Genomic DNA, 21608 nt, shown 5'->3' on the forward strand with positions numbered 1-21608 from the left:
CCCCCTCGTGTGGAGGGCGCCCGTACCGGAAAGGGGAGCCAGCATGACTGCCGACCCGAGCGACCCCGACACGTTCGAAGCGGAAGAGACCGAGGTTGTCCTCGACGAGGAGACCCCGGAGGCCGATGCCGCCGAACAGCACACCGACCTGCGCCAGGAGCGCGACGAACCGCTCCCCCAGTACGACCCCTCCACCGCCAACCCCGCGGACGCCGCGGAACAGGCCCGCGTCGTCGACCTGGACGAGGACGACTACCGCTGACCTGCGCCGACCCCGGCCCCGGCACCCGCACGCCGACCCCGGCGTGCGAGCCGTCCGCGGGCTGCCCGTACGCCCGGGATATCGCCTTTTCTCGCGCTAAGAACGGCCCTGCCCCCTGTCCGCTCCGTGAAATTCTCGGTCCGCACCGCGCACACGACGGTTACCGAAAAGTACGATGGCGGCGCGGCAGCACACCGCACACGGAACGGCTCTTGGATGCGTCAAGGCCGTGCTCAATGACATGGGAGGCGGCGTGACAGCCATCGAGCAGACAGATGCGGCGCGCCCGCGAGGCACGCGCCTGCCGCGCCGGGCCCGCCGCAACCAACTTCTCGGCGCGGCCCAGGAAGTCTTCGTCGCGCAGGGGTACCACTCGGCGGCGATGGACGACATCGCGGAGCGGGCCGGCGTCAGCAAGCCGGTGCTCTACCAGCACTTCCCGGGCAAGCTCGACCTCTACCTCGCGCTGCTCGACCAGCACTGCGACGCCCTGCTGCAGTCGATCCGCACGGCCCTGGCGTCCACGACGGACAACAAGCTCCGGGTCGCCGCGACGATGGACGCGTACTTCAGCTACGTACAGGACGAGGGCGGCGCCTTCCGCCTCGTCTTCGAGTCCGACCTGACGAACGAGCCCGCGGTCCGCGAGCGCGTCGAGAAGGTCACGCTGGAGTGCGCGGAGGCCTTCGGCGAGGTGATCGCCGAGGACACCGGGCTGCCCAAGGACGAGGCGATGCTGCTCGGCGTCGGCCTCGGCGGCCTCTCCCAGGTGGTCGCGCGGTACTGGCTCTCCAGCGACAGCAAGGTCGACCGCGACAAGGCGGTGCGGCTGCTCACCTCGCTCGCCTGGCGCGGCATCGCGGGCTTCCCGCTGCACGGCTCGGAGCAGACGCAGCACTGACCTTCAAAGCCGTGTTCGCTGCGAGCGTGCAGCGGCACGGCTTGCCGGTCCCCTCACCGGGCTAATGTGTGCGGAGTACGGCGCGGACGGCCGCGCACATCACTGACCGTCGGAGGGACAAAGCCGTGGAGGTCAAGATCGGCGTGCAGTACGCGCCCCGCGAGATCGTTCTGGAGAGCGGCCAGACGCCCGAGGAAGTCGAGAAGGCGGTGGCCGAGGCGCTGAGCGGCAAGACCGAGCTGCTCACTCTCGTGGACGACCACGGCCGCAAGGTCCTGGTTCCGGCAGGCAAGCTCGCGTACGTCGAGCTGGGCGAGCCGACCGCGCGCAAGGTGGGCTTCAGCGCTCTCTAGAGCTCGGACAGCGTGACGGGCGCGGGCCCGGTGGGAACCCCCCACCGGGCCCGCGCCCTTTCCCGTCCGGGGCCGGCCCCTCTACCCCTCCACGCGCTTCCGCAATCCTCCGAAAAGGCCCTCTGACCAGGAGCGCTCGCGCGCGTGCGGCGTTCCGCCGAGGGGCCCGAAGAAGGATTGCTTTCCGGCCACCTCGGGTAAGACGGGCTACGACCGAAGGCACCCGGCCGGCGTGGGAGGACACATGATCTGGGAGACGCTCGGTTCCGTACTGCTCGGTCTGGCCCTGGCCTGGGCCGCCGACCACCGGCTGGCGCACCGCCTGCCGGCCCGGAACCTTGTCTTCGCGACGGGCGTCGCGAGCGCGCTGCTCGGCGCGTTCATCACGCACTCCGCGCTCGGCGCGGGCCACGTCCTGGCCACGCTCTTCGGCGCGACGGTCCTGTCCGCGGCCCTGCTGTCCCTGCTCCTCAGGCCCCATGCGGGCCGCCGCAGCACGACGTCGGCGGCGTAGGTCTGTTCTCCCCGCCCCGCCCCTTCCCGAAAGCCTGCGGCGCTCGGGGGCTCCGCCCCCGAACCCCCGCTCCTCGAACGCCGGAGGGGCTGAATCTTCCCGGCGCCGGAGGAGGCTGCTTCTAGGGGCGCGGGGAACTGCGCGAGCAACCACGACGCAAGCCGCAGCCGACCAACGCACTGCGGAAACCAGGGGCGAAGCCCCGGTTGATTCAGGGGCGCGGGGAACTGCGCGAGCAACCACGACGGCGCCGCACCGGACAACGACGGGGGGGGGCGGGGGCGCAGCCCCGGGACGTGCACCGAGTCGACGGCGCCGGACCCCCCGTAAAAGACCTACGCCGCCAGCCCCAACGCAGCCATCCGCTTGGTGTGCGCCTCCGTGATGCGGGAGAACATCCGGCCGACCTCCGCGAGGTCGAACCCGTCGGCCACGCCGCCGACCAGCATCGTCGACAGCGCGTCCCGGTCCGCGACCACCCGCTGCGACTGCGACAGGGCCTCGCCCATCAGGCGCCGGGCCCACAGCGCGAGCCGCCCGCCGACGCGCGGGTCCTCCTCGATCGCGGCGCGCACCTTCTCCACGGCGAAGCTCGCGTGCCCGGTGTCGTCGAGGACGGCGAGCACGAGGGCGCGGGTGTCGGAGTCGAGGCGGGCGGCGACCTCCCGGTAGAAGTCGGACGCGATGGAGTCGCCGACGTACGCCTTGACCAGGCCTTCCAGCCAGTCCGACGGGGCCGTCTGGCGGTGGAAGCCGTCGAGGGCGGCGACGAACGGCTCCATGGCCTCGGTCGGCTCGACGCCGATCTTCGCGAGCCGGTCGCGCAGCTGCTCGAAGTGGTGGAACTCGGCGGACGCCATCTTCGCCAGCTCCGCCTTGTCGGCGAGCGTCGGCGCGAGCTTCGCGTCCTCCGCGAGCCGCTCGAACGCCGCGAGCTCGCCGTACGCGAGGGCACCGAGCAGGTCGACGACGGCCGCGCGGTACGTCGGGTCGGCGGCGGCGGTGGCCCAGTCCTGGGCGGCGATTCCGGTGGCTTCCGCCGCGGGCTCGGCGGCGGCGTCCTTGGCGTTGTCAGGCGTCTCCATGGAGCGCACAATAGCCCGCCGACCCGAACGCGGAAGCCCCTGGTCAGTCCCGGCGGGAGCCACTGTGTGAGCAATTCGGCCGACACGCCTGCGCGCATCCGGGGTACAGTGATATTGCGCCCGCCGAGTATGCAGTCCAAATCGGCGGGACATCCGTATGAGGATGCCCGGTCGGTGGCCCGATCGGCTCCGACCCGACAGCCCTCCGGGCCGTATGCATTCAGTTGCGTACGCAGGAGGGGCCCTCAGCGGCGTGACGCTCGAGCGACGGCAGTGGTCCCGTGCCACCCGGTATCGCGGAACAGCGGCCGGATGAAAAAACCCGGCTCGGTCACGACCCCCAGCGTTCGCCTCGCGCCGCGTCTCACAGAAGAGGCAGCACCCTGACTACGTTCCGAGAGCTCGGGATCCTTCCCGAGACCGCCGAAGCCCTCGAGGCCGTCGGCATCACGTCCCCCTTTCCCATCCAGGAGCAGACGCTTCCCGTAGCGCTCGCCGGCTCCGACGTCATCGGCCAGGCCAAGACCGGCACCGGCAAGACGCTCGGCTTCGGTCTTCCGCTCCTCGAGCGCGTCACCGTCCCCGCCGACGTCGAGGCCGGCCGCGCCGAGCCCGAGAAGCTCACCGACGCCCCGCAGGCCCTGGTCGTCGTCCCCACCCGCGAGCTGTGCCAGCAGGTCACCAACGACCTGCAGACCGCCGGCAAGGTCCGTAACGTCCGCGTCCTCGCCATATACGGCGGCCGCGCCTACGAGCCGCAGGTCGAGGCGCTGAAGAAGGGCGTCGACGTCGTCGTCGGCACCCCCGGCCGGCTGCTCGACCTCGCGGGCCAGAAGAAGCTCGACCTCAAGCACGTCCGCGCGCTCGTCCTCGACGAGGCCGACGAGATGCTCGACCTGGGCTTCCTGCCCGACGTCGAGAAGATCATCAACATGCTGCCGGTCAAGCGCCAGACCATGCTGTTCTCCGCGACGATGCCCGGCGCCGTCATCGGCCTGGCCCGTCGCTACATGTCGCAGCCCACGCACATCCGCGCCACCTCGCCGGACGACGAGGGCGCGACGGTCGCGAACATCACGCAGCGCGTGTACCGCGCGCACTCCATGGACAAGCCGGAGATGGTCGCCCGCATCCTGCAGGCCGACGGCCGCGGCCTCGCGATGATCTTCTGCCGTACGAAGCGCACGGCCGCCGACATCGCCGAGCAGCTGGAGCGGCGCGGCTTCGCGTCCGGCGCGGTCCACGGCGACCTCGGCCAGGGCGCCCGCGAGCAGGCGCTGCGCGCGTTCCGCAACGGCAAGGTCGACGTCCTCGTCTGCACCGACGTCGCCGCGCGCGGCATCGACGTCGAGGGCGTCACACACGTCATCAACTACCAGTCCCCCGAGGACGAGAAGACCTACCTGCACCGCATCGGCCGCACCGGCCGCGCGGGCGCGTCGGGTACGGCGATCACGCTGGTCGACTGGGACGACATCCCGCGCTGGCAGCTCATCAACAAGGCGCTCGACCTGGGCTTCAACGACCCGGTCGAGACGTACTCCACGTCCCCGCACCTCTACGAGGAGCTGAGCATCCCCGAGGGCACCAAGGGTGTGCTCCCGCGTGCCGAGCGCACGCGTGCGGGTCTCGGCGCCGAGGAGATCGAGGACCTGGGCGAGACCGGCGGCCGCGGTGGCCGCGGTGGTCGCGGCAGCCGCCGCGACGCGGAGGAGGAGCGCCCCAAGCGCACCCGTACGCCGCGTCAGCGCCGCCGCACCCGGGCCGGCGCCCCGGTCGAGGGCGAGGCCGCCCCCACCGCCCCGGCCGCGGAGGCCCCGGAGTCCGGCGAGGCCGTGGCGGAGGACAAGCCGCGCACCCCGCGGCGCCGTCGCCGCACCCGCGCCGGTGCGTCCGCCGAGGCCGCAGCCGCGCCCGCCGCCGCTCCGGCCGAGCAGGCCGAGGCCGCGGTCGACACCGCCGAGGGCACGGAGACCGCCGAGGCCAAGCCGCGCCGCCGCCGTACCCGCAAGACCGCCGAGGCCGCCGTGGCGACCGAGGCCGTGGCGGAGCAGGCCGAGCCGGAGGCGAAGCCGCGCCGTCGTACGCGCAAGGCCGCCGAGGCCGCCGTCGACACCGCCGAGGCCGCCGAGGCCGTCGAGGCGAAGCCGCGTCGCCGGACCCGGAAGGCCGCCGAGGCCGCGCCCGCTCCCGCCGAGCAGGCCGAGGCCGCCGTGGACACCGCCGAGGGCACGGAGACCGCCGAGGCCAAGCCGCGCCGACGCCGTACCCGCAAGACCGCCGAGGCCGCCGTGGCGACCGAGGCCGTGGCAGAGCAGGCCGAGCCGGAGGCGAAGCCGCGCCGTCGTACGCGCAAGACCGCCGAGGCCGCCGTCGACACCGCCGAGGCCGCCGAGGCCGTCGAGGCGAAGCCGCGTCGCCGGACCCGGAAGGCCGCCGAGGCCGCGCCCGCTCCCGCCGAGCAGGCCGAGGCTCCGGAGGCGGAGGCCAAGCCGCGCCGTCGTCGTACACGCAAGGCCGCCGAGACGGCCGAAGCCTGATCGGCGGGCACGTCCCGCAGCACCGGGCCGGCCCGGCTCCTCTCGGGGGAGCCGGGCCGGCGCGTTCCGTGCGGGCACCGGGCGGGGCCGTCGGGGCGGACTGCGGTTAGCCTCGTCGCATGAGCAGGCCTCCCACGTTCACGCCCCCGCCCGGCACCAGGGCGTACCAGCTGGCCACCGAGCGCGGCGAGTTCGCCGTGCACGACCTCGCGCCGCGGGAGGCCGACCCGAAGGGCACCGTCCTGCTGCTGCCCGGATTCACCGGCAGCAAGGAGGACTTCATCGCGCTGCTCGCCCCGATCGCCGAGGCGGGCTACCGCGCGGTGGCCGTCGACGGCCGCGGGCAGTACGAGTCGCAGGGCCCCGCCGACGACCGATCCCCGTACGCGCAGGGCGAGTTGGCGCGTGACGTGCTGGCGCAGGTGGCGGCGCTCGGCGGGCGGGTGCAGTTCCTGGGGCACTCGCTCGGCGGGCAGATCGCGCGGGCGGCGGTGCTCCTTGACCCGGCGCCGTTCGTCTCGCTGACGTTGATGTCCTCGGGCCCGGCGCAGATCTCACCGTCGCAGCAGGAGCGGGTGAAGCTGCTGCAGGACGGGCTCGCCGTGCTCGACATGGCGCAGGTGTGGGAGGCCATGCAGTCCCTCGAACCGCCCGAGGAGACGGACCCCGGCGAGACCCACGGCGCCCTGCGCGCCCGCTGGCTGCGCCACAGTCCGGCCCAACTCGCCGCGACGGGCGCCCAGTTGACGTCCGAGCCGGACCGGGTCGACGAGCTGGCGGCGCTGCGGCTGCCCGTGCACGTACTGTCCGGGGACCACGACGACACCTGGCCGGTGCCGCTCCTGGACGAGATGGCGGAGCGGCTCTCGGCCCGGCGCACGGTCGTCGCGGGCGCCGACCACTCCCCCAACACGGACCGCCCCGAGCAGACGGCGAAGGCGCTGATCGCGTTCTGGGACGAGCAGCAGGGCTGACACCCGCCGACGGCCCCGCAAGGCCGGTCACGCTGCGCATACGGCACCGCTACGACCTGCGATTATTTAGCTCGGCGAAAATTTTCTTTAGCGTAGGGAATGTTTGCAGGGCGCAAGTCGTTGGACCTGGTGGAAGCGCGGCGAGGAAGCCGTGCTTCGCACTTGAGCAGTTCTCCTTCAGGAGGATGACCAGACGAAGGGAGAAGCCTTATGCGCTTCGAGATCATGCGCCTTGACGACGTCGACGGCACCGCCGTGGACAGCACCGTCGTGGACGCCGCCTCCGTCAACCGGATCGTGCAGCACGCGGCCTCGATCGGCCAGCGCATCCTGATCCGCCCGGCAGACAGCGCGGCCTCGTAACGCCGCAGCAGCTTCGAAGGCCCCCCGTGCACCAGCGCACGGGGGGCCTTCGCGTTCGTACGAGCGGCTCGTACGAGAGGTACGGGCCTCAGGCGCCCTGGACGACCTGGGTGACGCCGTTGATGATCTGCTGCACGGCGATCGCGGAGAGCATCATGCCCGCGAGCCGGGTCACGAGGACCACGCCGCCGTCCTTGATCACGCGGATGATCACCAGCGAGTACCGCATGACCAGCCACAGCACCACGTGCATGGCGACGATCGCGCTCCACACCGACAGCTGCCCGCCGAAGCCCTCCGCGTCCTGCACGGCGAGGATCACGGCGACGATCGCCCCGGGCCCGGCGAGCAGCGGCATGCCGAGCGGTACGAGGGCGACGTTGACGTCCTTGGTCTGCTTCGGCTCGTCCGTCTTGCCGGTGAGCAGGGAGAGCGCGACGAGCAGGAGCAGCAGCCCGCCGGCGATCATCAGGGCGGGCACGGACACGTGCAGATAGTCGAGGATCTGGTGCCCGACCACACCGAACAGGGCGATCACGCCGAAGGCCACGCAGACCGCCTGGAAGGCCATCCGGCGCTGCATCTTGGCGGGGCGGCCCGCGGTGAGCCCGAGGAAGATCGGGGTGATCCCGGGCGGGTCCATGATCACAAAAAGGGTGAGAAAGAGGGATCCGAAGACGGCGACGTCGAACACAGTGAGCCTTGCAGTGAAAGTGAACCGATGAAGAGATGAGGAGCGGGCGCGACGGCGACCGGGAGGGCCGGGCCACGCCGGAGCGGGCCCGGGACCGCGAGGCCCCGAACCGGCGACAGAGGTACGGACGTTAGGAGCGCGCTCCCCCGGCGCCCGGCACGGGGAACGCCCCGGTGGCCCGGCGGGTGATCTCGCCGTAGATCTCGGGGTCCGTGGTGAACTCGCCGAGCAGGCAGGTCTTGCGGCTGCCGTGGTAGTCGCTGGAGCCGGTGGCGAGCAGGCCGAGGTCGGCGGCCAGGCCGTGCAGACGCGCGCGGGTGGCCGGGTCGTGGTCCATGTGGTCGGCCTCGATGCCGTCGAGTCCGGCGGCGGCGAGCTCCGCGATCGCGGCCTCGGGCACGCACTGGCCGCGCTTGACCGCCAGCGGGTGCGCGAAGACGGTGACCCCGCCCGCGGCCTTGACGAGCCGGATCGCGTCGAAGGGGTCCAGCTCGTGCTTCTCCACGTACGCCCGGCCGTCGTTGGCGAGCCACTCGGGCGTGAACGCGTCGGAGACGGTGGGCACGACGCCGAGCTCGACGAGCGCCTCGGCGATGTGCGGCCGGCCGACCGAGCCGTCGCCGGCGATCCGCGCGACCTGCTCCCAGGTGATCGGGACGCCGAGCTCCTGCAGCTTGCCGACCATGCCGCGGGCGCGCGGCACCCGGTCGTCCCGCACCAGCTCTCGCTCGCGCAGCAGCTCCGGCTCCTCGGGGTCGAAGAGGTACGCGAGCATGTGCAGCGGAGTGCCGTCGAGGCGGCAGGAGAGCTCGGCGCCGGTCACGAGCGTCAGGCCCTCGGGGAGCGCGGCGCGCGCCTCGGCGTGGCCGCGGGTGGTGTCGTGGTCGGTGAGCGCCACGACGTCGAGCCCGGCGGAGGCCGCGTTCCGGACCAGCTCGGCCGGGGTGTCCGTGCCGTCGGACGCGGTGGAGTGGGTGTGCAGATCGATGCGCACGACGCGTACTCCAGGCTCTCCGGCGGGACGAAAGGGGACGCTCAAGGATAACGGGGCCGACCCCCGCCGCCGGACCGTCGCAGGGCCCGCGGCCAGTGACGTCCCGCACCCTCCAGGGCCGCGAGAGGACGGCCCGGCGGTCGGCTCAGCTGTCGAGCAGCCGGGGCGACAGCGCCCCGCACGGCAGGAGTTCCATCTCGGCGCCCGCCTCCCGCAGGTCGGTCAGGACCAGCTCGTCGTACATCAGGAGGCCGGACTGCTCGGGCCAGACGACGGCCCACAGCCACAGGCCGCGGGCCTCCCCGGCGAAGACGGCGCGGTCGTCGGGCGTGCCCGAGACGTGCCACAGCGGGGTGGGCCGGCCGGCGGCGAGCACCTTGGCCTGCGGCGGCTTCTCGACGGACAGGTACGGGCCCGGGTCGGGGCCCTCGATGCCCGCGTACCGCGCGCCGAGTCCGACGCCGAGCTCCTCCGCGACGAGCACCAGCTCGCCGACGCCGCCGAGCGGTCCGGGGCCGGAGCAGGCGACGGCGGTGGCACGGCCGCCGCTGCGGTCGTCGCCCGCGCACGCGACGCCCGTGAACAGCCAGCCGATCGGCAGTGGCCACGGCATCCACACGGGCACCTGTGTGCGGTGCACCACGACGCCGAGCGCCTCGACGCTCGGCGGAACCACGGGCTGCAGCGGATGCACGGCGCCGTGCGCGGCGCACTGCCACGTGTCGGCGAAGAGACCGGGAGCCCTGACCCGGCCACCGCACTTCGGGCAACTGGGTTCGCCCCTCATAGCGTTCAACGGTCCTCCCCGGCCGTCGCCGCGTCAAGGAGCGATCACCCGTCGGAGTGCGGACGGGTGTCAAAATTTAGATGTAGCTTGCATTTATTAGCCTGCCTAACTTATTATGTGCAGACGTCAACCGATCAACACGCAGCGAGAGCAGTGAGGGAGAGGGCATGCGAAGCAGCAACAGCGGCCCGACAGGGGACGATCCGTTCGACGAGGGCTCCGGCTCGGGGAGCATCCTGCGCCAGCCCGGCGCGGTGTGGGCCACGGCGGGCGCCTCCGTCGTCGCCTTCATGGGCATCGGCCTGGTCGACCCGATCCTGCCGTCGATCGCCGAGGGGCTTCAGGCCACGCCGAGTCAGGTCTCGCTCCTGTTCACCTCGTACTTCCTGATCACCGCGGTCGCGATGCTCGTCACCGGGTTCGTCTCCAGCCGGATCGGCGGCAAGAAGACGCTGCTCGCCGGGCTCGCGCTGGTCGTGGTCTTCGCCGCGCTGTCCGGCACCTCCGGCTCGGTCGGCGAACTCGTCGGGTTCCGGGCCGGGTGGGGGCTCGGCAACGCCCTGTTCGTGTCGACGTCCCTCGCCGTGATCGTCGGCGCCGCGGCAGGAGGCAGCGCGGCGGCGATCCTGCTGTACGAGTCGGCGCTCGGGCTCGGCATGGCCTGCGGGCCGCTGCTCGGCGCGGTACTCGGCGACGCCAGCTGGCGCTACCCGTTCTTCGGCACCGCCGCCCTGATGGCCATCGGGTTCATCGCGATCACCGCGTTCCTCAAGGAGCAGCCGAGGCCCGCGCGCAAGACCTCGCTCCTCGACCCGGTCAAGGCGCTCGGCCACGGCGGCCTCGCCTCCGCGGCGGCCTCCGCGTTCTTCTACAACTACGCGTTCTTCACGGTCCTCGCGTTCACGCCGTTCGTCCTGAACATGTCGCCGTACCGCTCGGGCGCCGTCTTCTTCGCCTGGGGCGTGCTGCTCGCGGTGTTCTCGGTGCTCGTCGCGCCGCGGCTGCAGCGGCGGTTCGGCTCGCTCAAGGTGCTCGGCGGCTCCCTGCTGCTGCTCGCGGCCGACCTGCTGGTGCTCGGGTACGGCAACCACACGGCGGCCGTGGCCGGCACGGTGGCCTCCGGCGCGTTCATCGGCCTCAACAACACCGTCTACACGGAGCTGGCCCTCGGCGTCTCGGACGCTCCGCGACCGGTGGCGAGCGCCGGGTACAACTTCGTGCGCTGGTTCGCCGCGGCCGCCGCGCCGTTCCTCGCGCCGAAGATCGAGGAGTGGACGAACATCCACATCCCGTTCGTGGTCGCGGCCGTGGCCGCCGTCGTCGGCGCCGGCATCGTCTGGACACGGCGCGCCGCGCTCCGGCACGAGGCCGAGGAACTCGAACCGAAGCACCGTACGGAGGACGGCGTGGCGGTCTTCGCCAACTAGGCGCCCAGGAAGGCGACTTCAGTCCAGGGTGACGGACCTGCGCAGCGGATCGCGCAGGTCCGTGCCGTGCGCCAGCCACTTCTCCTGCAGGGCCGCCGCGCCGTGCACCCGCTTCCACGCCGCCTCGTTGGGCGTCATCGGCAGCAGCGGCAGGAACCGCACGGGCTCCATCGGCTCGTCCAGCTCCAGGTCCTCCACCAGGCCGCCCGGCTCGGCGACCAGGACCGAGGTGAACTGGGCGCCGGGCCACAGCGGTTCGCCCACGTCGAGCGACGCGCCCGGGGCGACGACCAGACCCTCGACCTGCGGGGATGCGGCGAGCACGGCGAGCGGTCGGAGCGCCTTGTCGGTGTCGGCGACGCCCGCCCGCACCGAGAGCACCAGCTCCGCGCGCGGGCCGCGCACCTGGTCGGCGAGGGCGGAGGTCGGGTCGGACATCGGCGCGGCCGACATGCCGAGCGTGGCGTACCGCACGATGTCGCCGTCGACGAAGCGCAGCACCTCGATGCGGTCCGTGCCGAGGAACGTCACGGCCGCGCGGGCGTCGGGTTCGCCGAGGGCGCTGCGCAGCCGGGCTTCGACGAGAGCGAGAACATCAGCCATGCCGCGAGCATAGAACTCGTAGAGAACGGGCAAAGCCGCGGCTTGACACTTCAGTCGGCTGATAGTCTTGGCCGCTGGCCAGGGCAGCAGGTGGCGCGCACGCTCAAGCGGCGTTCCAGAGCCCGGCGTTGGGACTTCCCCCACGGGGGACCGGCCGGAGGAGGTGGGGCTGACATGGATCGAAGTCGACCGTGCAGTACCACCCGCTCTTCCGCCAGGTAGCAGCGCCCAGCGACCGAGGCTTTCTGTACCCGCGCACACGCCGGGTAAACCGCGAAGTTCACGGCAACCTCATCTCGCGCTCGGCGGACGCTCCCCGGAAGGGCATCCCGTCCCCGCTTGATCTGAGTCAGAGCGAAGGCCGTCACCGCGTCGGACCGGTGCCGCCCGCTTTGCGGACGTGACTTTTGAGCCGTACGTCCCCATTCCGGGCAGTTCCACCCCCGCGCGGCGGCCGCGTCGCGAAGGAGCCTGCCATGTCGATGATCCGTGACCTCCGTGCCGCCGTCCGCCCCCAGCTCCGCAAGGACACCGCGCCCGGCAGCCCGTACGAGACGACCCGGGACGCGACGGCCGCCAGCGCGGTGGTCGACTGCGCCGTGTACCGCGACGGGCGGCGGGTCCCGAGCGAGGCGCCGCTCACGCCGCACGAGGCGATGCTCGACGTCCGCCGCGACGGCGGCTTCGCCTGGATCGGCCTGCACGAGCCGACCGAGGACGAATTCGCCGGTATCGCCCGGGAGTTCGGCCTGCACCCGCTCGCCGTCGAGGACGCGGTCCACGCCCACCAGCGCCCCAAGCTGGAGCGGTACGACGACACCCTGTTCACCGTCTTCAAGACCATCCACTACGTCGAGCACGCCGAGCTCACCGCGACCAGCGAGGTCGTCGAGACCGGCGAGGTGATGTGCTTCACCGGGCGGGACTTCTTCATCACGGTCCGGCACGGCGGGCAGGGCTCGCTGCGGGCGCTCAGGCACCGGCTGCAGGACGACCCGGAGCTGCTCGCCAAGGGCCCGTCGGCAGTGCTGCACGCCATCGCGGACCACGTCGTGGACGGATACATCGCGGTCGCGGACGCCGTGCAGGACGACATCGACGAGGTCGAGATCGACGTCTTCTCACAGCCCGGCAAGGGCAGCCCGCGCGGCACGGACGCGGGCCGGATCTACCAACTCAAGCGCGAGGTACTGGAGTTCAAGCGCGCCGTCTCCCCGCTGCTCCGCCCCATGCAGCTGCTGAGCGAGCGGCCCATGCGGCTGGTCGACCCCGACATCCAGAAGTACTTCCGGGACGTCGCCGACCACCTCGCGCGCGTGCAGGAACAGGTCGTCGGCTTCGACGAACTGCTCAACTCGATCCTGCAGGCCAACCTCGCGCAGGCCACCGTCGCCCAGAACGAGGACATGCGCAAGATCACGTCATGGGCGGCGATCGTCGCCGTGCCGACGATGATCTGCGGGGTGTACGGCATGAACTTCGAGCACATGCCGGAGCTGAAGTGGCAGTACGGCTACCCGATGGTGATGGGCAGCATCGCGGTCGTCTGCTTCGCCATCCACCGCACCCTGAAGCGCAACGGCTGGCTGTAACCGGGCCCCGGCCCGGCCCCGGGTCCTGCCCGTCGGATCGACCGGAACCGGGTTCTGTCCGTCGGATCGACCGGCCCCGGCTCCTGTCCGTCGGATCGACCGGAACCGGTTCGGCGACTACTTGCCTGATCGAGCCGGGGGGGGCGGGACCCTGTCCGGCAATACAGGGCCGCCTGTTCGGCAGGCAGGGCCGGGCCGCCTGTCCGGCGGGCGGGCAGGGCCAGGGCGGGTCGGCGGCCAGCTGCGGGGCGGGCGCGCGGGATCGGATCCGGTCGGCGGCCGCCTGCCGGCGGGCGGGCAGGGCCAGGGCCGGTCGGCGGCCAGATGCGGGGCGGGGCGCGCGGGGTCGGATCCGGTCGACGGCCACCCGGCGGTCGTGGCCAGAGGCGCCGGGGGCGGTCGGCCGTCGCCTGCCGGTCGGAGTCAGCGGCACCGGACCGCCCAGCGACCACCCGTCCGTCAGGGCCCACGGCACCGGGGCCGGTCGGCCGTCACCCGCCGGTCGGGGCACGGGGCCGGATCCCGTCGACGGCCACCCGCCGGTCAGAGTCAGCGGCAGGGGCCGGTCGGCCGTCACCTGCCGGTCAGAGTCAGCGGCACCAGGGCCGGTCGGCCGTACGCCTGCCGGTCCGGGCGCGGGACCGGATCCCGTCGACGGCCACCCGCCGGTCGGGGCCAGCTGCCGGTCGGGGCCCGCGGCACCGGGCGGTCGGCCATCGCCTGCCGGTCGCAGTCAGCGGCACCGGACCGCCCGGCGACCACCCGCCCGTCACAGGGCCCACGGCATCGGGGCCAGCCGGCCACCGCCTGCCAGTCAGCGCGGGGGGGGCGGATCCCGTCGACAGCCACCTGCCGGCCGGGGCCAGCTGCCGGTCGGGGCCAGCTGCCGGTCGGGGCCAGCTGCCGGTCGGGGCCAGAGGCACCGGACCGGTCGGCCATCGCCCGCCGGTCAGAGTCAGCGGCACCGGACCGCCCGGCGACCACCTGCCAGCCGGGGCCCACGGCACCGGGGCCGGTCGGCCGTCACCCGCCGGTCGGAGTCAGCGGCACCGGATCCCGTCGACGGCCACCTACTGGTCGGGGCCGTCGACGACCACCTACCGGTCGGGCCCACGGCACCAGGGCCAGTCGGCCGTCACCCGCCGGTCGGGGCGCGGGTCAGGTCCCGTCGACGGCCACCTGGGACGGGGCCAGCGGCACCGGGGCCGGTCGGCCGCCGCCTGCCGGTCGGAGTCAGCGGCACCGGAACCGGTCGGCCGCCACCCGCCGGTCAGAGCCAGCGGCACCGGACCGCCCGGCGACCACCCGCCCGTCAGGGCCCACGGCACCGGGACCGGTCGGCCGTCACCCGCCATTCGGGGCGAGTCGAGCCGGGGCGCGTCGCGTTGAGCCGGGGCGCGTCGCGTCGCGTGGGGGCGGTGGGTGGGCCTGTCCGGCTCGGGAGTTCGTGGGTGAGATCGAGCAGGCCCGCGTCCGGCAGCCCGCCGCCCCGGACGCAGTCCGGCAGGCAGGGCCTAAGCTGCAGGCATGTCTGCCGATTCGCTGCTCGAGCACGCTCTCGTCGAGGAAGCCACGAAGAAGTCGGGCCTGATCTGGGTGCGTGGCTCCGGGGATGCGCGTGCGCTCTGGCATGCGTGGCACGAGGGCGCCGCGCACGTCGTCGGCGACGGACCGGGTGAGCAGCCGCTGCCCGGCCTCGACGACGGGGCGCTCGCGGAGGTCACCGTGCGCAGCAAGGACAAGGGCGGCCGTCTCGTCGCCTGGACCGCCCGTACCGTCGAGCTGGCGCCGGGCACGCCCGAGTGGGAGGCCGCGGTCGCCGAGCTCAAGGGCAAGCGGCTGAACGCGCCGGACGGCGAGGCGATGACGGAGCGCTGGGCCCGCGAGTGCCGCGTACTGCGTCTGGAGCCGCAGGAGCCGGACACGGCGATGCCCGACGGTTCCCTCGCCGCGGCGCCCCTCGCCACCCCGGCCACGACCCGCGAGCCGATCCCGGGGGCGCTGCCGCGGATCCTGTTCCGGCGCCGTCGGAAGGGCTGAGCAGCGCGCGACGCCCGTACGGGAGCCGCCCCCGACCCGTGTTCCGGGCCGGGGGCGTCTCAGTACGACCTGCTGCGGCACCGGTCACGCGTCGGCGAACTCCTGGCGCTGGCGGCCGAGTCCGGCGATCTCCAGCTCGACGACGTCCCCGGACCGCAGATACGGCTTGGGCTCCGGGGCGCCCATCGCGACGCCGGCCGGCGTGCCCGTGTTGATCACGTCGCCGGGGTACAGGGTCATGAACTGGCTGACGTACCGCACCACTTCGCCCACCGGGAAGATCTGCTCGGCCGTCGTGCCGTCCTGCTTCAGCTCGCCGTTGACCCACAGCTTCAGGGAGAGCGCCTGCGGGTCGGGCACCTCGTCGGCGGTGACCAGCCACGGGCCGAGCGGGTTGAACGTCTCGCAGTTCTTGCCCTTGTCCCACGTGCCGCCGCGCTCGATCTGGAACTCGCGCTCGGACACGTCGTTCGCCACCGCGTACCCGGCGACGTGTGTGAGGGCCTCCTCGGCGGTGTCGACGTACCGCGCGGTGCGGCCGATGACGACGGCGAGCTCGACCTCCCAGTCCGTCTTCTCCGACTTGCGCGGTACGAGCACCGTGTCGTTCGGGCCGACCACCGTGTCCGCCGCCTTGAAGAAGACGATCGGCTCCTCGGGGATCGCGGCGCCGGTCTCGCGCGCGTGGTCGTGGTAGTTCAGGCCGATGCAGACGACCTTGCCGATCCGGCCGAGCGGCGGGCCGATGCGCAGTCCCTCCGTGTCGAGCGCGGGCAGCGTACCGGCGGCGGCCGCGTCCCGGACCCGGGCGAGGGCCGCGTCGTCGGCGAGCAGGGCGCCGTCCACATCCGTGACGAGGCCGGACAGGTCACGCAGGACGCCGCCCTCGTCGAGCAGCGCCGGGCGCTCCGCGCCGACCGTTCCGACTCGCAGCAGCTTCATCTTCACACTCCCCTGGTCCACTTCGTGGTCCGGTAGGCGGGCGGCGCCGATGGGGTGCGGCCATCGGAGACTTGGCCGATCCTCCAAGTTCCCCGTCCAGTCCGCAATACCGCGTTCACATGACGGACTGGTAACCACGCTGAGAGGACAGTCCGTCGGCGGAAGGCGGCACACGCCGGGGGCTACACCGGGGGGCTGCACCGGGGGCTACACCGCCGGCGCGACCGCTCCCGCCCCGCCCGGCGCGTCCCGGTACAGCCAGGCCCGCTCGACCGCGCTCCAGGTCGTGGACGTGACCACGTACAGCGCGGCGGCGAGCGGGACGACCGCCACCGTCACCAGGGTCATGAACGACATGAGCGGCATGAACTTCAGCATCGCGCCCATGCCGGGCACGTTCTGCCCCTCCTCGCCGCCCGGCGCGGGCAGCGGGTTGTCGGCCATCTGCCGCTTCGTACGCCGGTAGTTGAAGGTCGCCACGGCCGCGACGAGCGCGAACAGCGCGACGTAGACGAGGCCCGCGGGGCCGAAGGCGCCGCCGTCCGCGAGCGCGTCGTGCCAGCGGCCGTCGAGGGGCGCGGCGAGCAGGCTGTGGCCGAGCAGCGCGTTGGGCTCGCCGCCGAGCTCGCCGGTGGAGAACAGGTGGTACATCAGGAAGAACGCGGGCAGTTGCAGAAGGCTCGGCAGGCAGCCGGAGAGCGGCGACACCTGCTCCTTCTTGTGCAGCTCCATGATCGCCTTCTGCATCCGCTCCGGGTTCTTGGCGTGCTTCCGGCGCAGCTCGGCCACCTGCGGCTGGAGCCGGGCCCGCGCCTTCTGCCCGCGCGCGGCGGCCCGCGACAGGGGGTGGACGGCCAGGCGTACGGCCATGGTGAACAGGACGATCGCCGCGGCCGTCGCGGAGGCGTGGAACAGCGGCTGGAGTACGTCGGCGAGGCGCGCGACCAGGTCGGCGAACGCGCGGAAGAAGTCGGACATGGGTGAGGAGCCCTCCGGGGGTCTCGTCGTGCCGGAACAGGGGTGGTCGGCAGGACGGCCCGCGAGGGGGAGCTGAGGTGCGGAAGGTCTCGGGGCGGTTCCCCGGGAGCGTTCCCCTACGCGGCCGTCGGGACGAGGTGTCCCGGGGCTCGGGGGCGGGTGCGCCCGGAGGCGTCGGGGTCGCGCTGCGGCAGGAACGCGGTTCTCTGCTCCCGGTCCCTGATCGCCGTACGGACCCGGGCGGGGGCCACCGTCGGCGCGACGCGGGCCGAGAGGACCGAGCACACGGCGAGCGCGGAGCCGGCCGCGGCGGTGGCGGCGAGGGCGACGGCGGCGGAGAGGCTGCCGTTGTCGATCAGCAGCACCTGCACGAGGAGGACGAGGAGCGCGCCGGCGGGCCGCAGGGCCTTGAAGCCGTCGGTCATGCGCATCCGGTGCCTCCTCTCACCTACCTGGTCGTCCGTCGCCGGTGTCCCGGCCGCTACCCATCATCACGCGGAACGAGCCGCGGAAGTTCCCGCTCCGGACGTGACGTTCACGTCATCCGCCTCCGGCGCCGCCGGGCCCGGGTCAGCGGCCAGCACCTCCGCGTCCGGCCGCGGGTCGGCGTCCGCGGGCCGGGCCCAGGTCACGGCGAGGGCCACGGCGAGGTTCAGGGCCAGGGCGACGATCCCCGCGTTCACGCCGAACACCGGGTCGTTGCCGGTGAACACCAGCGCGCAGACGCCCGCGACGCCGACGGCGAGCCCGCTCACCGCCCCGGCCAGGCTGAGCCGCCGCCACACCAGGCCGAGCAGCAGCATCGGCAGAAGCTGCGCCATCCCCTCGTACGAGATGAGCGACAGCCGTACGAGGGTGTTCGGGGCCGCGTACGTGAGGATCAGGGCGAGCGTGCCCGCGAGCACGACGACCGTCTGCGAGGCCGCCTTCTGCCGGGACTGGCTGTGCAGACGCGGTACGAGGGACAGCACGCTGCGGCCCCACATCGTGCCGATGACCAGCATGAACACCGCCATCGGCACGATCGACGAGAGCGCGGCGGCGACCCCGATGACGCCCACCGCCCAGGCCGGGAGCGAGTCGGTGACCAGCTTGAACAGCGCCAGGTTGGAGTCCGCCCCGGTCAGCCCCGGCACGACGAACAGCGCGGCCATGCCGAGCAGCATCGGCACGAAGAGGAGCACGTTGTACGCGGGCAGCCAGATGGCGTTGCGGCGCAGGGCGTCGGCGTTCCGGGCGCCGAGGTAGCCGGCCACGGTCGTCGGGAAGATCACCACGGTGAGGGCGTTGAGCAGCGAGGTCGTCGCGAACCAGGCCGTGTCGTAGCCGCTGTCGCCGGCGCCGGGCAGGGTCAGCCAGTCCTGCTTCTCGGCGACGATCCGGTCGAGGAAGTCCCCGTACCCGTCGAAGTAGTGCAGCGGCACGTAGACCGCGAGGAAGCCGAGGGTCGCGATCACGAGCAGGTCCTTGAGCACCGACACCCAGGCGCTGCCGCGCAGCCCGCTGACCACGACGAAGCCGGTGGTGACGAGGAAGGCGAGGAAATAGGCCCAGTTCAGGCTGATGGAGCCGTACGAGATGGTGGTGACCACGACGCCCATGCCGGTGATCTGCAGCTGGATGTACGGCAGCAGGAACACCGTCGCGAGCACGGCGACGACCGCGCCGAGCCAGGGCCTGCCGTACCGGTGGGCGATCATGTCGGTGATCCCGACCAGCCCGTGCCGGCGCGCGTACGCCCACAGCATCGGGCCGACGAGGTAGCCGACGGCGTAGCCGCAGGACATGTACGCGACGACGTACAGGACGGGCGCGCCGAAGTTGTAGCCCCAGCCGGCCGCGCCGAGGTAGCTGAAGCTGGTGTAGCTCTCGCCGGCCATCAGGACCCAGATGAACACCGCCCCGAGGCTGCGCCCGCCCACGGACCACTCGGCGAGCCCGCCCTGCCCGCCGCGCCCGCGCACCGCGAGCAGACCGAGGGCGACGGTGAGCAGCATGAACGCGGCGAAGATGGTGGTGGCGACGGTGGCGGCGCTCACTGCCCGGCCCTCGCCTTCCGGTCACCGCGCCAGGCCAGATACGCGGCGCACGGCGTGAGCACGGTCGCGGCGAGCAGCCAGGCGAAGAAGAACGGCAGTCCGAGCACGACGGGCTCGACGCGGTTCACGAACGGCAGCGCACCGATGTAGAGCACGAACGGCACGAGGAGCCAGAGCAGGTGGGGGCGGCGTCTGATCACGGACAGCGAGCCTAGCCGCGGGCGTTCACCGGGCTTGCACGGACGTGAGCTTCCCCCACACCACGAGCCGGTACTTGGAGCTGAACTCCGGCGTACAGGTGGTCAGCGTGATGTAGTACCCGCGCTCCGCGTACCCGGCCCCCGCCCGCACCGCGCTGCGCGGCACCGGGTCGATGACGCCGCCGTCCCCCGGCAGCGTCTGCGGAAGCGTCCGGTCCACCTCGTACGTGTACGCCGCGTCCCGCGTCCGCACCTCCAGGCGGTCGCCGCGGCGGAGGCGGTTGACGTACCGGAAGGGCTCGCCGTGCGTGTTGCGGTGCCCGGCCACGGCGAAGTTCCCGGCCCGGCCGGGCTGCGCGGTGCGCGGGTAGTGGCCCACGTACCCCTTGTCCAGCACCCCGGACTTGCCGACGCCCTCCGCGACGGGGACGCGGACGCCGAGCTTCGGGATGGAGAGGACGGCGTAGGCCTGGTCCCAGCGGGGTGGGGTGGGGTTCCTCTCGGCGGCTCGGGGTGCGGAGGTGGACGCGGAGGCCGTGGGCTCCGGTTCCGGTTCCGGGTCCGCGGCGTTCTCCGGAGACGGCTGAGCCCCCCACTCCCGCTCCAGGGCCTCCACCTTCCGCTCCGCCCCGTCCCGGGCCTGCCGGTTGGTCCACCACAGCTGGTGCACGACGAGCAGCAGCAGGACGAGCCCGACGGTCACGGCGACCTCGCCGCCGCACCAGGCGACCCGCGCGAGCGTCGACCGCCGCGTGCGGTGCGCTCCCTGCACGACCACCGGAACCCGCTCCCGCACGGCGCCTCCCCACTCGGAGGGCCGGAGGATAAGCCGTACGACCGGAACTCACCAGAGCCACGGCGGCGCATCCACCGCCACGGACGGAACCGAAACGGACCTGCACCGATCCCCGACCACGGCAGTACGGTGTCCCCCATGCGCCCCGAAACGGATCACACCGCCGAAGCCGAACGCCTGCTGCGTACTGCGGCGCAGTACCCCGAGGACGCCGAACAACTGCTCCTGCACGCCGCCGCGCACCTGGAGCTCTCCGGCGCCCGCGACCGCGCCACGACCCTCTACGACGACCTGCTCGCCCGTACCGCCAAGCAGCCGGCCCTGGTCCGCGCCCTGAAGGCCGCCAACCTCTGGGAGTACGGCCACGAGGCGGAGGCCCGCGCGATCATCGACGGCATCCGCATCACCGCGCCGCGCTACCCGGACCCCTGGGTGATCGCCGCCGAGGCCCTGGAGTCGCACGACGAACTCCAGCTTGCGCACGAGGTGTTCACCGAGGCCGTGACCCTGCTGATCGCATCCACGGGCCCGACCCCGCAGGACGCGGTCCCCCTCCTCCTCGGCCGCCACCGCGTCCGCCGGCTCCTCGCCCTCGACCACGACACGTGGGACATCAGGGCCGACGAGTCCAGCACGGCCACGGTCCCGCTCGACGAACTGCACGACCCGAAGCGCATCTGGTCCCTCGGCTCCGAGGACCCCGCCGAACTCCGCGCCGAGATCGCCCGCCTGCGCGCCGAACTCGGCACGTACCGCCAGGCCCTCTCCCGGCCCTTCCCGGTCGCGGTCCTGCACTGGCCGAGCACGGAACTGACCGAACTCGTCGCGGCGTACCCGTCGTTGGCCGCCGAGTACCCCTCCCACGAGGAGCACCTCGCCGCCATAGAGTCCGCCCTCCGCGAACTCTCCGCCTCCGGCACACCGAACTTGGGCATCGTCACAGCCACGGTCCCGTCCTACGAGGCCTTCGCGGCGTCCGAGGCATCCTCCCCGGAGGACGTCTCTTTGCTCCCGCAGTACGCGACGACACTGGCGGCACGGGGGCGGGCTGTGGAGTGGCCGCCCAGGGGGGATTGTTGGTGTGGGGCGGGGGTGGCTTATTTGGGGTGTCATGGCTCCGGCACCGTCTGAGCGATCACCGATGGAGTGCGCCCTGCCCGCAATCCCACGCACGCCGGCACAATGCCACCGTGGCTGAAGCCGTACCGTCCTCGTCCTCCGTCTCTGCCCGGATGAGCAGGCAGAGCTCGCGCGACACAGCGCCGGAGATCGCGGTCCGCCGTCTCCTGCAATCCGCGGGGCTCCGCTATCGCGTCAACGTGCCCGTGCCCGGGATGCCGCGCCGAACAATCGACATCGTCTTCGGCCCGGCCAAGATCGCGGTTTTCCTGGACGGATGCTTCTGGCACGGCTGCCCCGAGCACGCAACCCAGCCGAAGGCGAATGCCTCGTGGTGGCGGAGCAAACTCGACCTTTCGCGTGCCCGGGAGCCGTGGAGTACATCAGGCCGCCCGATCCGTGAAA

Annotated in this window: 22 protein-coding genes and 1 pseudogene; 12 read left to right on the forward strand and 11 right to left on the reverse strand. The window is 72.8% G+C overall.

Annotation, left to right across the window (positions count from 1 at the left end; translation table 11 throughout):
* Nucleotides 1–43: 43 nt before the first annotated feature.
* The 4 genes from ACIDOF_RS02100 to ACIDOF_RS02115 all read left to right on the forward strand — a co-directional run bounded on the left by ACIDOF_RS02100 (nucleotide 44) and on the right by ACIDOF_RS02115 (nucleotide 2030).
* On the forward strand, nucleotides 44–262 hold the full coding sequence (locus ACIDOF_RS02100) for a hypothetical protein (RefSeq protein ID WP_409003846.1): 219 nt from the start codon (nucleotides 44–46) through the stop codon (nucleotides 260–262).
* 253 nt (nucleotides 263–515) lie between these two features.
* Nucleotides 516–1163: a TetR/AcrR family transcriptional regulator gene (locus ACIDOF_RS02105; RefSeq protein ID WP_409003847.1), complete on the forward strand. Its 648-nt coding sequence runs from the start codon at nucleotides 516–518 to the stop codon at nucleotides 1161–1163.
* A gap of 125 nt (nucleotides 1164–1288) precedes the next feature.
* Nucleotides 1289–1516, forward strand: coding sequence for a DUF3107 domain-containing protein (locus ACIDOF_RS02110; protein ID WP_409003848.1), 228 nt, complete (start codon nucleotides 1289–1291; stop codon nucleotides 1514–1516).
* Nucleotides 1517–1760: 244 nt separating this feature from the next.
* On the forward strand, nucleotides 1761–2030 hold the full coding sequence (locus ACIDOF_RS02115) for a hypothetical protein (RefSeq protein ID WP_409003849.1): 270 nt from the start codon (nucleotides 1761–1763) through the stop codon (nucleotides 2028–2030).
* Nucleotides 2031–2365: 335 nt separating this feature from the next.
* Here the strand turns inward: ACIDOF_RS02115 and ACIDOF_RS02120 are convergent, their stop codons facing one another.
* Entirely contained in the window at nucleotides 2366–3115 is a 750-nt protein-coding gene (locus tag ACIDOF_RS02120; protein ID WP_409003850.1) for a ferritin-like fold-containing protein, read from the reverse strand.
* Nucleotides 3116–3396: 281 nt separating this feature from the next.
* Here ACIDOF_RS02120 and ACIDOF_RS02125 point away from each other — a divergent pair, with 281 nt between their 5' ends.
* The 3 genes from ACIDOF_RS02125 (at nucleotide 3397) to ACIDOF_RS02135 (ending at nucleotide 6992) form a co-directional block, all read left to right on the forward strand.
* Nucleotides 3397–5655, forward strand: a complete 2259-nt coding sequence (locus ACIDOF_RS02125; RefSeq protein WP_409003851.1) for a DEAD/DEAH box helicase — start codon at nucleotides 3397–3399, stop codon at nucleotides 5653–5655.
* 119 nt (nucleotides 5656–5774) lie between these two features.
* A complete protein-coding gene (locus tag ACIDOF_RS02130; protein WP_409003852.1) occupies nucleotides 5775–6629 on the forward strand; it encodes an alpha/beta fold hydrolase in 855 nt (284 codons plus the stop codon).
* Between the two features lie 210 nt (nucleotides 6630–6839).
* Complete coding sequence (locus tag ACIDOF_RS02135; protein WP_409003853.1) at nucleotides 6840–6992, forward strand: hypothetical protein; 153 nt, start codon at nucleotides 6840–6842, stop codon at nucleotides 6990–6992.
* An 88-nt stretch (nucleotides 6993–7080) separates the two neighbouring features.
* On the opposite strand, the gene ACIDOF_RS02140 is transcribed toward ACIDOF_RS02135, so the two are convergent.
* The 3 genes from ACIDOF_RS02140 to ACIDOF_RS02150 all read right to left on the reverse strand — a co-directional run bounded on the left by ACIDOF_RS02140 (nucleotide 7081) and on the right by ACIDOF_RS02150 (nucleotide 9467).
* Nucleotides 7081–7686 (reverse strand): MarC family protein, encoded by a 606-nt coding sequence (locus tag ACIDOF_RS02140; RefSeq protein WP_409003854.1) that lies wholly within the window; start codon nucleotides 7684–7686, stop codon nucleotides 7081–7083.
* 130 nt (nucleotides 7687–7816) lie between these two features.
* On the reverse strand, nucleotides 7817–8680 hold the full coding sequence (locus ACIDOF_RS02145; RefSeq protein ID WP_409003855.1) for a PHP domain-containing protein: 864 nt from the start codon (nucleotides 8678–8680) through the stop codon (nucleotides 7817–7819).
* Between the two features lie 145 nt (nucleotides 8681–8825).
* Complete coding sequence (locus ACIDOF_RS02150) at nucleotides 8826–9467, reverse strand: DUF6758 family protein (protein WP_409003856.1); 642 nt, start codon at nucleotides 9465–9467, stop codon at nucleotides 8826–8828.
* A gap of 167 nt (nucleotides 9468–9634) precedes the next feature.
* Here ACIDOF_RS02150 and ACIDOF_RS02155 point away from each other — a divergent pair, with 167 nt between their 5' ends.
* Nucleotides 9635–10894 (forward strand): MFS transporter, encoded by a 1260-nt coding sequence (locus ACIDOF_RS02155; protein WP_409003857.1) that lies wholly within the window; start codon nucleotides 9635–9637, stop codon nucleotides 10892–10894.
* An 18-nt stretch (nucleotides 10895–10912) separates the two neighbouring features.
* On the opposite strand, the gene ACIDOF_RS02160 is transcribed toward ACIDOF_RS02155, so the two are convergent.
* Nucleotides 10913–11497 (reverse strand): suppressor of fused domain protein, encoded by a 585-nt coding sequence (locus ACIDOF_RS02160; protein ID WP_409003858.1) that lies wholly within the window; start codon nucleotides 11495–11497, stop codon nucleotides 10913–10915.
* A gap of 476 nt (nucleotides 11498–11973) precedes the next feature.
* On the opposite strand from ACIDOF_RS02160, the gene ACIDOF_RS02165 reads away from it, so the two are divergent.
* Nucleotides 11974–13089 carry a magnesium and cobalt transport protein CorA gene (locus ACIDOF_RS02165; protein ID WP_409003859.1) on the forward strand — a complete coding sequence of 372 codons (1116 nt, stop codon included), beginning with the start codon at nucleotides 11974–11976 and terminating at the stop codon, nucleotides 13087–13089.
* A 1527-nt stretch (nucleotides 13090–14616) separates the two neighbouring features.
* The gene (locus tag ACIDOF_RS02170; RefSeq protein ID WP_409003860.1) at nucleotides 14617–15129 is read left to right on the forward strand and encodes a hypothetical protein; all 513 of its coding nucleotides are present in this window, start codon (nucleotides 14617–14619) and stop codon (nucleotides 15127–15129) included.
* Between the two features lie 84 nt (nucleotides 15130–15213).
* Here the strand turns inward: ACIDOF_RS02170 and ACIDOF_RS02175 are convergent, their stop codons facing one another.
* The 6 genes from ACIDOF_RS02175 to ACIDOF_RS02200 all read right to left on the reverse strand — a co-directional run bounded on the left by ACIDOF_RS02175 (nucleotide 15214) and on the right by ACIDOF_RS02200 (nucleotide 20084).
* On the reverse strand, nucleotides 15214–16071 hold the full coding sequence (locus ACIDOF_RS02175; RefSeq protein WP_409003861.1) for a fumarylacetoacetate hydrolase family protein: 858 nt from the start codon (nucleotides 16069–16071) through the stop codon (nucleotides 15214–15216).
* A 207-nt stretch (nucleotides 16072–16278) separates the two neighbouring features.
* Nucleotides 16279–17049 carry a YidC/Oxa1 family membrane protein insertase gene (locus ACIDOF_RS02180; RefSeq protein ID WP_409003862.1) on the reverse strand — a complete coding sequence of 257 codons (771 nt, stop codon included), beginning with the start codon at nucleotides 17047–17049 and terminating at the stop codon, nucleotides 16279–16281.
* A 116-nt stretch (nucleotides 17050–17165) separates the two neighbouring features.
* On the reverse strand, nucleotides 17166–17480 hold the full coding sequence (locus tag ACIDOF_RS02185; protein WP_409003863.1) for a DUF6412 domain-containing protein: 315 nt from the start codon (nucleotides 17478–17480) through the stop codon (nucleotides 17166–17168).
* Nucleotides 17481–17540: 60 nt separating this feature from the next.
* The gene (locus ACIDOF_RS02190) at nucleotides 17541–19046 is read right to left on the reverse strand and encodes a sodium:solute symporter (RefSeq protein ID WP_409004027.1); all 1506 of its coding nucleotides are present in this window, start codon (nucleotides 19044–19046) and stop codon (nucleotides 17541–17543) included.
* A gap of 38 nt (nucleotides 19047–19084) precedes the next feature.
* A complete protein-coding gene (locus tag ACIDOF_RS02195; RefSeq protein ID WP_409003864.1) occupies nucleotides 19085–19288 on the reverse strand; it encodes a DUF3311 domain-containing protein in 204 nt (67 codons plus the stop codon).
* 25 nt (nucleotides 19289–19313) lie between these two features.
* The gene (locus tag ACIDOF_RS02200; RefSeq protein WP_409003865.1) at nucleotides 19314–20084 is read right to left on the reverse strand and encodes a class E sortase; all 771 of its coding nucleotides are present in this window, start codon (nucleotides 20082–20084) and stop codon (nucleotides 19314–19316) included.
* A gap of 138 nt (nucleotides 20085–20222) precedes the next feature.
* On the opposite strand from ACIDOF_RS02200, the gene ACIDOF_RS02205 reads away from it, so the two are divergent.
* Both ACIDOF_RS02205 and ACIDOF_RS02210 read left to right on the forward strand, forming a co-directional pair.
* Nucleotides 20223–21215 carry a hypothetical protein gene (locus ACIDOF_RS02205; protein ID WP_409003866.1) on the forward strand — a complete coding sequence of 331 codons (993 nt, stop codon included), beginning with the start codon at nucleotides 20223–20225 and terminating at the stop codon, nucleotides 21213–21215.
* A 101-nt stretch (nucleotides 21216–21316) separates the two neighbouring features.
* Nucleotides 21317–21586 (forward strand): annotated as a pseudogene (locus ACIDOF_RS02210) (very short patch repair endonuclease); the annotation flags it as partial.
* Nucleotides 21587–21608 lie beyond the last annotated feature (22 nt).

Origin of the sequence: Streptomyces sp. Da 82-17 (assembly GCF_046098215.1) — a bacterium.
Classification (GTDB): Bacteria; Actinomycetota; Actinomycetes; order Streptomycetales; family Streptomycetaceae; genus Streptomyces.